The organism is Moritella sp. 24, from assembly GCF_018219155.1.
Lineage (GTDB): Bacteria > Pseudomonadota > Gammaproteobacteria > Enterobacterales > Moritellaceae > Moritella.
In genome coordinates this window covers 1737682-1750330 of sequence record NZ_CP056123.1, presented here as the reverse complement: position 1 = coordinate 1750330, position 12649 = coordinate 1737682, and the positions used below count along the sequence as shown (strand labels likewise).

The 12649-nt window shown below is 39.2% G+C and carries 12 protein-coding genes and 1 riboswitch; of the genes, 4 read left to right on the top strand and 8 right to left on the bottom strand.

Going from position 1 to position 12649, the window contains the following annotated elements:
- Positions 1-410 precede the first annotated feature (410 nt).
- From pgl to HWV00_RS07890, 3 genes are all read right to left on the bottom strand, one after another.
- Entirely contained in the window at positions 411-1130 is a 720-nt protein-coding gene (gene pgl / locus HWV00_RS07900; protein ID WP_255554965.1) for a 6-phosphogluconolactonase, read from the bottom strand.
- 22 nt (positions 1131-1152) lie between these two features.
- Positions 1153-2634 carry a glucose-6-phosphate dehydrogenase gene (gene zwf, locus HWV00_RS07895; protein WP_211685553.1) on the bottom strand — a complete coding sequence of 494 codons (1482 nt, stop codon included), beginning with the start codon at positions 2632-2634 and terminating at the stop codon, positions 1153-1155.
- A 291-nt stretch (positions 2635-2925) separates the two neighbouring features.
- A complete protein-coding gene (locus tag HWV00_RS07890) occupies positions 2926-3432 on the bottom strand; it encodes a type II secretion system protein (RefSeq protein ID WP_211685552.1) in 507 nt (168 codons plus the stop codon).
- A 166-nt stretch (positions 3433-3598) separates the two neighbouring features.
- Between HWV00_RS07890 and HWV00_RS07885 the strand changes: the two genes are divergently transcribed.
- Entirely contained in the window at positions 3599-4264 is a 666-nt protein-coding gene (locus HWV00_RS07885) for a glutathione S-transferase (protein WP_211685551.1), read from the top strand.
- A 71-nt stretch (positions 4265-4335) separates the two neighbouring features.
- Here HWV00_RS07885 and HWV00_RS07880 read toward each other — a convergent pair whose 3' ends face one another.
- From HWV00_RS07880 to HWV00_RS07860, 5 genes are all read right to left on the bottom strand, one after another.
- A complete protein-coding gene (locus tag HWV00_RS07880) occupies positions 4336-4725 on the bottom strand; it encodes a hypothetical protein (protein WP_255554964.1) in 390 nt (129 codons plus the stop codon).
- Between the two features lie 157 nt (positions 4726-4882).
- Complete coding sequence (gene udp, locus HWV00_RS07875; protein ID WP_370630519.1) at positions 4883-5644, bottom strand: uridine phosphorylase; 762 nt, start codon at positions 5642-5644, stop codon at positions 4883-4885.
- A gap of 195 nt (positions 5645-5839) precedes the next feature.
- A complete protein-coding gene (locus HWV00_RS07870; protein WP_255554963.1) occupies positions 5840-6982 on the bottom strand; it encodes a BamA/TamA family outer membrane protein in 1143 nt (380 codons plus the stop codon).
- A 20-nt stretch (positions 6983-7002) separates the two neighbouring features.
- Positions 7003-8277, bottom strand: coding sequence for a DUF4056 domain-containing protein (locus HWV00_RS07865; protein ID WP_211685548.1), 1275 nt, complete (start codon positions 8275-8277; stop codon positions 7003-7005).
- A gap of 49 nt (positions 8278-8326) precedes the next feature.
- Positions 8327-9343 carry a virulence protein gene (locus HWV00_RS07860; RefSeq protein ID WP_255554962.1) on the bottom strand — a complete coding sequence of 339 codons (1017 nt, stop codon included), beginning with the start codon at positions 9341-9343 and terminating at the stop codon, positions 8327-8329.
- A 298-nt stretch (positions 9344-9641) separates the two neighbouring features.
- Between HWV00_RS07860 and HWV00_RS07855 the strand changes: the two genes are divergently transcribed.
- The 3 genes from HWV00_RS07855 (at position 9642) to HWV00_RS07845 (ending at position 12632) form a co-directional block, all read left to right on the top strand.
- A complete protein-coding gene (locus HWV00_RS07855) occupies positions 9642-10211 on the top strand; it encodes a type II secretion system protein (protein ID WP_211685547.1) in 570 nt (189 codons plus the stop codon).
- Positions 10212-10324: 113 nt separating this feature from the next.
- Entirely contained in the window at positions 10325-11353 is a 1029-nt protein-coding gene (locus HWV00_RS07850) for an endonuclease/exonuclease/phosphatase family protein (protein WP_211685546.1), read from the top strand.
- A gap of 70 nt (positions 11354-11423) precedes the next feature.
- Positions 11424-11526: riboswitch (yybP-ykoY riboswitch) on the top strand.
- Between the two features lie 83 nt (positions 11527-11609).
- Entirely contained in the window at positions 11610-12632 is a 1023-nt protein-coding gene (locus HWV00_RS07845) for a calcium/sodium antiporter (RefSeq protein ID WP_211685545.1), read from the top strand.
- The last annotated feature ends 17 nt before the right edge of the window (positions 12633-12649 follow it).

Here is a 12649-nt window from a genome sequence, read left to right as displayed (position 1 = left end):
TTATTAATCGACTAAAACGCCTGTCTGACCCGACATAATATGACACATAACAATGAAATATTACACATATATATATCAAGGAAAAAACATAAATTAGCCATAAATGGTTATTTTATTTCAGGAATACAGCTAAAAAAGACAACTAAATTAAAATGGAACACGAAATGCAAAAAAAACATGCGTACAGACCAACCAAAAACGAGCTGTAATGACATAACTGCACAACACACAGACTTAAGTTAGCTGAAATGAAATTAACTCCTTAAATTCACTTTAAACTACTTTTCATGTGAATTAAACTTTCAGTTTATGTATAAAAAACAAACAAACGAACAAAAAAAGACCTGCTAGCGTCAACTAGCAGGTCTTTTACTCTAAGTCCTTTGGACTATAGCGATTACATATCAGTGTTAAGCACGAATTAACCTTGCAGCGGCAGCATCTAAAATCCACTCAGTTTGACCCTGAGCCGCTTTTACTTGTGCAGCTGGATAAGCAAGAGCAGCATCATCATTATCATGAATCTGCTTAATAACTTCCGCTTTACCCTCACCCATTACTAAATAGCTAATGCGCTTTGCGTTTGCTAAAAGTCGTGCCGTTTTTGAAATTCGGAACTGACCCGATTCAGGGTGCTGTGCAATAATGGCAATATTTTGATCATTATAATCCGTTTGTCCTGGAAATAATGATGCAGTATGGCCATCACCACCCATGCCTAACAAAATCCAATCAAAACATGGTAAGCCATTACTCGCAGGAATACTGTCTTTCATCTCTTGTGCAAAACGAACAACTTCTTCTTCCGGTGCATCTTCACCTAAAATACGGTGAATATTTTCTGCAGGTAATGCAACTTGAGAAAATAATAACGCCTGTGCTTCACCAAAGTTACTTTCTGCATCAGTAGGGGCAACACAACGCTCATCACCCCACCAGAAGTGTAGATTCGCCCATTCAATACTTGTAGCAAATGGTGCCTTTGCTAATACCTTGAATAGAAGTTTTGGTGTACTACCACCTGATAGCGAGATATGTACAGGTTTATCTTGCTTGCTATATTCAACAAGCGAATTAGCTAATGACTCAACAACTTGCTGAGGTGTTTCAAAAGTACGATAGTCCATCATAGCTCCACTTCTAAAGTTTAAATTAATTAATCACTTCTTCACTAGAAAAGCGCCACTCTCGACCATCCTTCTCTAGCATTTCATCTGCTTTGTTTGGACCCCAAGTACCGCACTTATAACCAAATAAAGATTTCGCTTCTTTCTTGTAGTCTAAGATTGGTTGCACATATTCCCAACATGCTTTAACAGCATCTGAACGAGCAAATAGTGTCGCATCACCCTTCATACAATCTAATAATAATCTTTCGTAAGCTGTTAACAGGTTATTTTCTTCTAAGCTATTGTAGTCAAAGTTCATTGATACTTGCTGAGCAGTAAAACCTGCACCTGGTTTTTTCAAACCAAAGTCCATCTGAATAGATTCATTTGGTTGAATACGTAAGATTAATTTATTTTCAGGTGCATTTTCACCAAAAATAGGATGTGGTGTTTTCTTAAAATGAACCACAATTTCTGTCAGACGTTCAGGCATACGTTTACCCGTTCGAACATAGAAAGGTACACCGTTCCAACGCCAGTTATCGATCATCATTTTCATGCCAACATACGTTGGTGTACGCGAGTCTTCCGCAACGTCTTTTTCATTACGGTATCCAGGCATAGCCGTACCATTAACGATATTTTTGGTGTACTGGCCTAAAACTAAGTTATCTCGTAAGTCTTTTTCTTCAAGAGGACGTAAGCTTTGAATCACTTTCACTACTTCGTTACGCATAGCATCAGCGTTAATAACAGCAGGCGGTTCCATTGCAACAAGTGCTAATACTTGTAATAAATGATTCTGTAACATGTCACGTACAGCACCAGAATGGTCATAATAACCACCACGCTCTTCTACACCTAGACTTTCAGCCGCTGTAATTTCAACATAATCAACGAAACTACGGTTCCAAAGAGGCTCAAACAAGCCATTAGAGAAACGATATACTAGCAAGTTTTGTACTGTCTCTTTACCTAAGTAATGATCAATACGATAAACCTGACGTTCACGGAAGCAAGTATGCAAATGTTCATCTAGCTCGTTTGCTGACGCAAGATCATAACCGAATGGCTTCTCAACGATTAATCGCTTCCAACCGTTACGATCTTTATTTAATTTGTGTTTTGCTAAATTAGCTGAAATCGCTGCATATAAGCTCGGCGGTGTAGCCATATAATAAATAGCATTACCAACGGTATTATGTGTCTCAGATAATGTTTCTAAGCGCTCTTTAAATGCAACATAACTGTCAGCATCTGTCATATCCATTGGTATATAATATAAATGTCTACAGAATTCTTCAGCTTGCTGCTGAGAAATACCTTCACTTAGGATTAAATCATTAGTTACTTTCTCACGGAATGAATCATCCGTGAATGCTGTTTTACTCGCACCCAAAATAGAGAAATCTTCAGGTAACAGTTCATTGACATAAAGGTGGAAAAGCGCGGGAAGTAACTTTCGTTTTGTTAAATCACCCGAAGCACCAAAAATGACAATACTGTTATTCTCAGGTTTTACCATGGTTTTATTTCCTAAAGATTTTATCGAAAAGATTAGAATATATGGCTCTAGTTTGTTTGCATCACGGCTAGATAACAGACTAGGCGCGGCATTATCACTCAAAATGACCAAGAATTAAAATGGTTTAAGTAATATACCCACTAAATACCTATAAATAGGCACTTCATTAAAGGGGCAATGCTATTTAAACGGCACTAGACTTTCGTATGAAAGAAAGAATCGAAAGTTTAGAAAGCTGTAAGGGTATCCATCTTATTAACAATTGAGTGCATTGTCAGTGCCTGTCATACCCTATTCCAAACACTCACCAACAAGTTTAATATCCGCTGATGTAATAATATCTTCATTATATCGAACCCTATAAGATAGCGTACATTCAGTCGATTCCAGCTTGTTCATTTTAATCCACGAATAACTCTTGTTTACATTCTTACAGGTATAATTACCATCAGTAGAATCCACTTCAATACCTTCGAGCAGCGCGCGACTTCTCAACCCTAAAATATGGCATATTTCTGTTGGATAAAGTGTTTGCCCTGACACGCGGTAGCTTTTTTTCGAGTCGTATTGGACAAAGACAAGCCCGTTAGCGAGAGTTTCTCTTCTAGAGTCTATATTAGATGCTGTTTTCAAGTTATCTACCGCATTCGTTAACTTACCGCGCATATCATTAAGCACCGCAATTTTAGCTTCACGATGCGTCTTGGTATATTCCGGTATAGCAAACATAGCGAGTATTGAAAGAATCACAATGACGAATGTTAATTCCAGCAATGAAAAACCCATTTTTCCATTCATTAAAATCTAATACCTTAAAGTAATCCATCAACCAACCAAATACTAACATCCATAAAAGACTAATAATACAATCATTTTGATGTATAGATCGTGATGATTTGATACAGTAAAAAAAAGGATATTAATTAATCTCAATATCTTAAATGTTTTATATTGGAGTCTATCAATGCGACCTACTCGTCCTGCTATTTTTTATTCATTTCGTCGTTGCCCATATGCAATGAGAGCTCGACTTGCGATTCACTATAGCCAAGTTGAAGTAGAACTAAGAGAAGTAGTATTAAAAGATAAGCCAACAAGCTTACTCGCTTATTCACCAAAAGGGACTGTGCCTGTTCTTGTGACGCACGATAAAAAGGTAATAGATGAGAGTCGAGACATAATGCAGTGGGCTTTATTACAAAGTGACTCTAATAATTGGTTACGTACTGAACAACCGCATTTACAGAAGCAAATCAGTTTATTGATTGATGAAAATGATAACGAATTTAAAGCTATTTTAGACAAATATAAATATGCGGATCGTCACCCAGAATATACCGAAGCAGAATATCGTGAACAGGGTAATCGCTTTCTTAACCAATTAGAGTTGCTGCTTAGTTTGCACGACAATCTCATTGATGACAAAGTGAGCCTCGCTGATATTGCTATTTTCCCTTTTATCCGTCAATTCGCGAGTGTTGATAAAGCTTGGTTTGAACAATCGCCTTACCCTAAATTACGCGAGTGGTTAACACGCTATACGAACTCAGCCTTGTTTATCGATATCATGTACAAATACCCACAGTGGTCAGCTGGTGATAAAGCGGTTTACTTCGCAAAAGTAAGTTAAAGAAACGAAAAAGCCAGACTTACGTTCGTAAGTCTGGCTTTAATATCATCGCTTTAAAATAAGTCTTTTATTTATTTCATCACAAGATAAACAGTGTCATCTTTTTCATATACTTTTGAAAGTTCATCACCTTCGCCAAGTACAACGACATTCTGACCTTTTTCAGTTGTCGGTTGACCAGTCACGGCATCAATGATGATAGCAGCACCAATCGCAGCTAATAATGGATTTTGATACCACGATGGACGTTGATAGCCATTAACAACTACCACAGGACGTCCACGATAAACTGGCGCTCTATAGTTAGGTCCACGAACAACTTTTGTTGGTTTACCAATACGTCCGTATTCACGACATTCAACGCCACCAGCACGTTTACAGCCTACAGCAGCGTCTGCAGTCGTAATTGCAGATACGTTAAGAGTAAAAAATGCAGTGATCATTATAAGTAGCTTTTTCATCGTAAATCCTCAATTGATTTGATGATGAAATAGTACTGGATAAAGCGAGGTGGGAATATTCCGTTTGAAATTTAATTATTCCAAACGAAATATTTAGTCTAATTATTTATAAGGTTCTTTATATATCAATAATTAAACCTTTAACTGAATACAGAGACTATACAGCTAGCATACGGCGCGCTGCATCAACAACGACTTTAATCGATCTTGTTTCAACAAGTTTCATTGCCGCTTCGTCAGGGATCTCTTTTTGGGTACGATTAATGATAACACCTGCAACACAACCCGCTTTCAAGCCTTGACTTGCACACATAGTAAAGAGTGTCGCAGATTCCATTTCAAAGTTTAATACGCCCATGTCTTGCCATTCTTGCATTGAACCTTGGAAACGACGTGTAACACGACCAGAGAATGTATCGTAGCGCTCTTGACCTGGGTAGAAAGTATCACTTGATGCAGTAACGCCCATGTGTACTTTAATACCTTCTGCGTCAACAGCTGCTTTCATTTCTGTTGCAACAGCAAAGTCAGCAACCGCAGGGAATTCCATTGGTGCGAAGTGAGAACTAGCGCCATCAAGACGTACAGACGCAGTTGTTACAATCATATCACCGACATTGATGTGCTCTTGAATCGCACCTGTTGTGCCAACTCTTAAAAATGTAGTCACGCCAAGTTGAGCAAGTTCTTCAACTGCAATTGATGTTGATGGACCACCAATACCTGTTGAACATACAACTACTTTTTTTCCTTCCAACTCTGCTAAATAAACTGTGTATTCACGATGGCTTGCTAAAAATTTCGGGTTTTCCATTTGCGCGGCGATCTTTTCAACACGCGCAGGGTCACCGGGAATGATTGCCAATTCGGCACCTTGTAAATCAGATTTATTAACGCCAAGGTGAAAAACATTTGCAATAGTCATAACGTATTCCTTAAAACAGGAGAAACCGTCACTATAAATATCAGTATAGAAATGACGGTGAATAATAAAGACCAATCATATCGCAGGAAACACACTCACAAAGTGATAGCTATCACATATGCAGCACTTATTAATACTATATCTTACAAAAATTACATTTTTCAGGTGATAAAGTTAATTGGCACTAAATCAAAATGCTTCATTTACATTAAAATAGAAGCCCGAATCACCATTACCAAATCCCATATCTAAACGTAGATTAACCTTAGGCTTAACTTGGAACCGATAGCCCACTCCAGCAGTAGGTAGGAGCTCATCCGTTGATAGATGTGCGAACTCATCTGCAAGTGCACCGGCACCAGCCCAAAATACCATGCCATGACGACCAGTTAAGTTTAAGCGATATTCCATTTGAGCTAATAACATTTGCTCATCTCGATAGCGGCCAGAATTATAACCACGTAATAACCCACCACCACCTAGCATAGACAATTGGTCCCAAGGCACATCCCCCTGCGTAAAGCGACCATGAACTTGCCAGGCGAATACATCCCCGCTATCACCTATACTCAGATACTCGCTATACAATAAAGATTGAACATTAAAGTCCGTTTCACTACCAAATTCTTGGCGATACCACGTAGAATCAAGTTCAACAAGACGCCCTGAACTTGGACTCAGCACGCTGTCACGACTATCATAATTAACTAATAAGTTAATCCCGATACTGCGACTACTCTCTATTAAGATACTGCTATCAACGACCGATTCTCCGCTATCAATATCATCTGTGGCTGTATAATTAAAGTCCATGCCAACACCAATAAAGCTTTGTTCAGAAATTCGTTTACGTAATGAGGGAGTAAGAGATAATTGATAGCTATCAAATGTCACCTTATTCCCGTCTTGCCTATTATCGTGATAACCCGTGCCGTAATATACATCCGGTGCATCAGCGATAACCGCATCAACATAAAGCCGTAATGAATCTTGCTGCAAGAACGTTTTATTTTCGACCGCAACCCCCAGCGCACCATTCGCAGAAGTAAAACCATTAATAATTAATGATGATAATTGACTTACTTCATCATCTTTATCAACTTGATATAAGCCAATTGCGGAAACACCAATACCAAATGACATTTCAGGGTTATAAAATGGACCCGGTAAGACACTAAAATCAATAATTTTATCTTGATTATATTCACCGTCAGCACCTAAGTTTTCTAATAAACCATCAAGCCAACTTGTTTCATTTTCTTTTGTATTAGTACCTGCATCTGCGGTTGATAACAAACTAGAAACCATCAATATAGCTGGTATGAGTAACATAATGTGTTGCTTGCTGAGTATCATGGATTATCACCGACGCGCTTTGCTTTTAACTGTTTATCATCTTCAATTTTGTTATAAGCCGAGAGTGCTAAAAACATATTACTAGTAAAGCCATTCGACCACATATCACTCGGGATGTGGCTAAAGTTAGCTTTAAACTCCTCTCCAACAAATAGCCACAACTGGGCTACTTCATCGATATCAATGCCATGGCTATATCGCGGGAGTGATAAGGACTTAGCTTTACTATCCTGTTGATAGAGCGATGCAAGTAACGGCCAATGATCATGCTCCATAGCAGCTTGTTTATCTATTAAGTAGGGTAACTGCTGGTCACCGAGTGCATAATGACGTTTCAATAGCATAAATTTATTTGGCAATGGTTCATTCGAATCCCACCAATCGCCATCAATTACATCAAATAATGCATTGGTTTGTGCGGTGGTCACTGGTTCAAGTTGATTGATTGCCGCCGTTAACCATGTATTCATGTGCTGATTAAATAAGGTTTTATTCATGGCTAAATTATTACTAATTAACGCCAATGCTATTTTTGCCCCAAGCATATTTGAATAGATGTCTTCAGGTGAGTAAGCAGACACTTCTTCAGACCAAAGCGCCCAACTGCGGTAGCCATGCCACTGCGCAATCTCATGGGATTCAGCCATAAAGTAACCCAACCTTGCCGCTATGTCTGCCGCTAAGTTCCAACGCTGTAATGGGTCAAGATTTTCTATATCAAAGGGCTTTAATTGGATATAACGAGGGCCGATTTCAGGTGGTAACTCGATTTTTGCTTCTGCGCCTAGCTGCTTATAAATTTTATAAAACAAGATAATGGTATTATCTGCAGTATCTCGTACATGCGCTAAATCAATAAACCCGCCAAGCCGCGTGTATATCTGCCCATTGTTTTCACTGCTACTCCCTCCATCTGGTGACGCTTTTACATAACTAAACGATCCGGCATCAAAAGCATGTGGGCCTATATCACTGGCATTGAGTGTATTTGCATAACGGAAGAAGGGCACCTGTAGAGTCCCTACTTTCACTTTTTGCGCATTACCAAAAGCACAACAAGGTCTTACATCTTCAGGCATGTTCAAACTTGAAAATGCATTTAGTTGCGTACTTGCAAGCACACGTCTATCAGGCTGTTTAGTTAACGCTTCAGCGACTGCTGCATCTGTCGGCAGTGAACGAATTTGCCAATCTTGACTGCAAGCGGCTAATAAAAAAATGCCAAGCGAAAGCATCGACAATTTAATCAATTGAATTACATTGAACGGCATAGATTAGCCTTAAATAATAAAAATAAGTGGCGTAGAACGAGTGACGAAATCAGAAACGATAGCCAAGACTAACCATCATGCTACGGCGAGTACCAACACCCGCCTCTAATAATAGATCGACATTATTGGTAATAGCAGCTTGACCACCAATTAAGGTATTCCATTTATCTTTAAGGTGTTGTTCGACTCTGAACTTACCATTACCAAGTGCATCAACACCATCAAGAGAAATACCAATGTCTTTTAGGTTACCAGCAAAGGTTTGTTCCACATTCTGGTACATGGTACCGGTCCATAACTGCATATCACGGCCTTTAAATTTCCAGCGATAACCCACACGTGGCGAAACTACGATTGAACTGATCTCACCATCTAAAATATCTAATGCTGTATTGGTGTAATTGACATCTAGCAACGCAAACCAATTATCAATCCCCCCTACAATCGTAGTGCCTGCACCGTAGGTAATGCCCTTAAAATTCAGTTCAAAATCGTGTGAACCTAAATCAATCGGAGGCCGATTAGGGAAGTTAGGAAATCCAAGTGTTGGGTTAACGACTGCAGTACTACTGCCCTGAGTATAACCGAGGATGCCATAGACATTTAAGAATGGCAGCACCCAAACATCACCACGTAATGTGAGTGTTTCAGACTCCTGCTGTGCCGTAGAGGTCCCAACTTTGACCCTATCATCAATAGGACCTAAGCCACTAAAGGCAACCGAATCAACAATCAAGGGTTGCTCCATTTTCATATAGGTCATACTAAAACCGTATGGCTTTGGTAGCTCGTAGCCTAAGTCGATAGCTTCTTGTGCCCAAATCGGAAAATTGCGTTCGTACCTGTCATATTCTTCAGTATTCAGTAATGCACTTTCAGGCTCAGTTAATGCCGTAGAGGATACAGCGGTACTCTCAATGCCAACGATATAGTTAATTGGGTTGTCATTAGTGGGAGCTAAGTTAGAAGGTAGCTGAGAGAATTCACTTTCACTCGTAGATGCTGCAAATACGCTACTTGGAATAAGTGAAAATGCGACTAAAAAAGACCAATTACTGTTCATCATACTACCTCTAAAGACTAACTAGGCGCGGAGTCTAACAAACAAGAACAATAAAATAATCAAGCAAGGATATAAATTACATTAAATTACAATAATCATAGATTATATAAACGCACTAACAACAATGCACTGTTTCAATTTAAACCAAAACAATGACTAACCAGCCAATCACTGTTCACAAATCAAACCGCGACTTTAACGCTATCAATTTATTTTATTCATCAAAAAGGCTACAAATCCATTATGATTCAATAGGATATTGATATAAGATACCAACAATTGAATAGTGTGGAGTAATGAAATGAAGATTAAAAGTAGTGGTTTCACCTTAATTGAACTTGTTATCGTCATAATTGTTCTTGGTGTGCTTGCTGCAACAGCATTACCAAAATTCTTAGATATAGGTCAAGATGCGCATGACGCCACAGCAAAAAGCTCATTTGCAGCTTTCGATTCGGCAGTCAAACTTTATCATAGCTGTTGGTTAACAAGTGGTGAGAGTGGTGTATCTAAAAATTTAGCGTGCTTTGGTGAAGGTAACGTAGATTCAACTAAAACAGGCTATCCTCTTGCGGTATCACCAGTAAATGACAGTGGCGCTCAATTACAAGGTAGTTATTGCGAAGAAATTTGGGGTGCGTTGTTAAACAACAACGATTTCAAACTGGAAAGTCATAATAATTCAGGTGGTTATACAAGCGATACAAGTGTTGTTTATTGGTATGCGGGACGTTTTACAGATCTTCCAAATACATATTGCTACTACAACTATATTGCCGACGATCGTACTAAAGGTGCAGTCAATTGGCAATTACGTTACTACCCAGGAGATGGTCGCACAGAAGTACATCGCAGTGCGCTCTCGTATTAATACTACCCACAATACCTCTGTCACCAGAGGTATTGTAATACTTACTTGCCCCATCCTGCTAAGCTTGTTATAACCGTAATAGTTATTTTCTTTCTATCTGGTATTTCTTACCTATGCTAAAAATTGCCACCTTTAATCTTTTCAATTACATCGAACCACCGTTTGCTTGTTATGACTTTGACCGTATTTATGACGAGCATCAATGGCAAAAAAAGCAAAAATGGATCCGTGATTACCTTGCAGAGCATCAACCTGATGTGATCGGTTTTCAAGAGGTATTCAGCCCTGACTCTTTAAAGGCATTAGTTGCTGAATGTGATTACCCCTATTTTGAAGTTGTCGACGGTGCAGATGTTATCGAAGACTATATTTATCGTAGTCCCGTCGTGGCAATTGCATCTCGTTATCCGATAACCGCTATTACCGCAGTCACACCAGATACAGCCCTTGCTGTTGATATGGGGCTAACTGCAGAGTATCAATTTAGCCGTAAGCCATTACGCGCAAGCATTGAGCTTCCTCACCTAGGGACTACCGATTGCTACGTTGTCCATTTCAAATCTAAACGCCCAATGTTAGAAAGTGAAGATACTGAACTTGCAACAACCAAAGCTGTACTTGATGCCTTCACAAAGCAGATGTGTGGCAGCTGGGGATCATCAATGCAACGCGGTTCTGAGGCTGCATTATTATTTCAGCAAATGATCCAACGCCGTCAAGAAACCAAAAATCCAATGATGTTGATGGGCGACTTTAACGATGTGCTCGACAATGACCGTGACGGTGTATTATCACACCTCACAATGAATACATTACGTTTTAATTCAGACCCTCAAGCACAAGACATTGTTAAGCAATTTAGCTTACAAGATAGTTGGCATTTATATCAACATGCAACAAATGCCTTGGCAATAAGTAATACTCCCGCCCCTCGCCCTGCGACGCATTATTTTTATAATAAAGGGTCAGTATTAGATTACATTTTATTATCGTGTGAGTTTAATGCCGAATATCAACGTAGCCTTTACGAAGTCAGTGACTATCATACTTACGATCGCCACCTCATAAACCCGATCTACGAACGCGATAGCGAAAGTACCGATCACGCTGTCGTTCAAATCAATTTACAACTAAGACATTAATCACATAATAAAATGACATATTATGCTTGTGTTCACGTCATTCTATCTTATAATGCGCCAATCTATTCGAGGGAGTAGTCGCTTCATGCAAGTGAAGGAGTACATCAACATAACTGACCCGCAGGTCATGGTGTATTCAACCTAGTGGAAGGCTAATAAGCCAAAACTAAGTTTGATGAGACTTGAACAAGTAAACACCTACTTTCGAGGGCGGGTGTCGCTTGTTTATGTCTAAAAGCCCTCGAACGAGAAAACTATGTCTTTATTACTACCTATCATCGCAGTGTTAGTTGGCTTTATCTTACTAACCCTCAGCGCCGACCGTTTGATCTTAGTATCATCAACACTCGCTAAACAATTTGGCGTTTCAGTCATGTTTATTGGCATGACAGTGATTGCGTTTGGTACGTCATTCCCAGAATTAGTTGTTAGTGCAATCGCCTCATTTAATGGTGCGGAAGGTCTTGCTGTTGGTAATGCCATTGGTTCTAACATTATTAACTGTGGTCTAGTACTAGCGCTTTGTGCTCTATTCATGCCGCTGGTTATTCAAGTACGCTTTATTAAACGTGAATTACCAATTTTAGTTGCAGCATTACTTGCGACTATCGCACTCATGTCGAATGGCTCAATTACAATGTGGGACAGCCTTGTACTTATCGTATTACTTGCGCTGTACTGTGTATATCTCGCTAAATCATCATCAGATGAAGATGTTGAAAACGAGTTAGAGTTTTTGGATATAAGCCAAACACGCGCATTAATCGAAACAATTGCAATGCTTATCATGCTATTAATCAGCTCACAAATCATGGTTTGGGGTAGTGTTCAGCTGGCTAAAGCAATGGGTGTTAGTGACTTATTAATCGGATTAACGATTGTTGCATTTGGTACGAGTCTGCCAGAGTTAGCAGCCGCTATTGCTGGTGTTCGCCGTGGTATGCCTGAAATCGCATTTGCAACTGTGATTGGTTCGAACACGTTTAACCTGTTAGGTGTACTTGCATTTCCAGGGTTAATTGGTGATGGTCTACAACTGCCAGCAGAAGTACTAAATCGTGATATTCCAATGTTATCGATTATGACAGCATTTATGGTTATCTCATTTACATTTACGTATTTTGCTGTAAACAAGCGCCGTTCTGCGTTAAAACCTGAACAACAAACAGAAGAACTGATCGCAGCGGACAGTAAATTAAACTACCAATTTGGTCGTGTTTCTGGCGCTATATTATTGGCGATGTTTATTGGCTATAGCTGGGTACTATTTACAGCTTAATCGCTTTATTTAAAATT

Coding starts and splice junctions, on each gene's coding strand:
- pgl (WP_255554965.1), bottom strand. CDS start 1,130: ATGATGGACTATCGTACTTTTGAAACACCTCAGCAAGTTGTTGAGTCA.
- zwf (WP_211685553.1), bottom strand. CDS start 2,634: ATGGTAAAACCTGAGAATAACAGTATTGTCATTTTTGGTGCTTCGGGT.
- HWV00_RS07890 (WP_211685552.1), bottom strand. CDS start 3,432: ATGAATGGAAAAATGGGTTTTTCATTGCTGGAATTAACATTCGTCATT.
- HWV00_RS07885 (WP_211685551.1), top strand. CDS start 3,599: ATGCGACCTACTCGTCCTGCTATTTTTTATTCATTTCGTCGTTGCCCA.
- HWV00_RS07880 (WP_255554964.1), bottom strand. CDS start 4,725: ATGAAAAAGCTACTTATAATGATCACTGCATTTTTTACTCTTAACGTA.
- HWV00_RS07870 (WP_255554963.1), bottom strand. CDS start 6,982: ATGTTACTCATACCAGCTATATTGATGGTTTCTAGTTTGTTATCAACC.
- HWV00_RS07865 (WP_211685548.1), bottom strand. CDS start 8,277: ATGCCGTTCAATGTAATTCAATTGATTAAATTGTCGATGCTTTCGCTT.
- HWV00_RS07860 (WP_255554962.1), bottom strand. CDS start 9,343: ATGATGAACAGTAATTGGTCTTTTTTAGTCGCATTTTCACTTATTCCA.
- HWV00_RS07855 (WP_211685547.1), top strand. CDS start 9,642: ATGAAGATTAAAAGTAGTGGTTTCACCTTAATTGAACTTGTTATCGTC.
- HWV00_RS07850 (WP_211685546.1), top strand. CDS start 10,325: ATGCTAAAAATTGCCACCTTTAATCTTTTCAATTACATCGAACCACCG.
- HWV00_RS07845 (WP_211685545.1), top strand. CDS start 11,610: ATGTCTTTATTACTACCTATCATCGCAGTGTTAGTTGGCTTTATCTTA.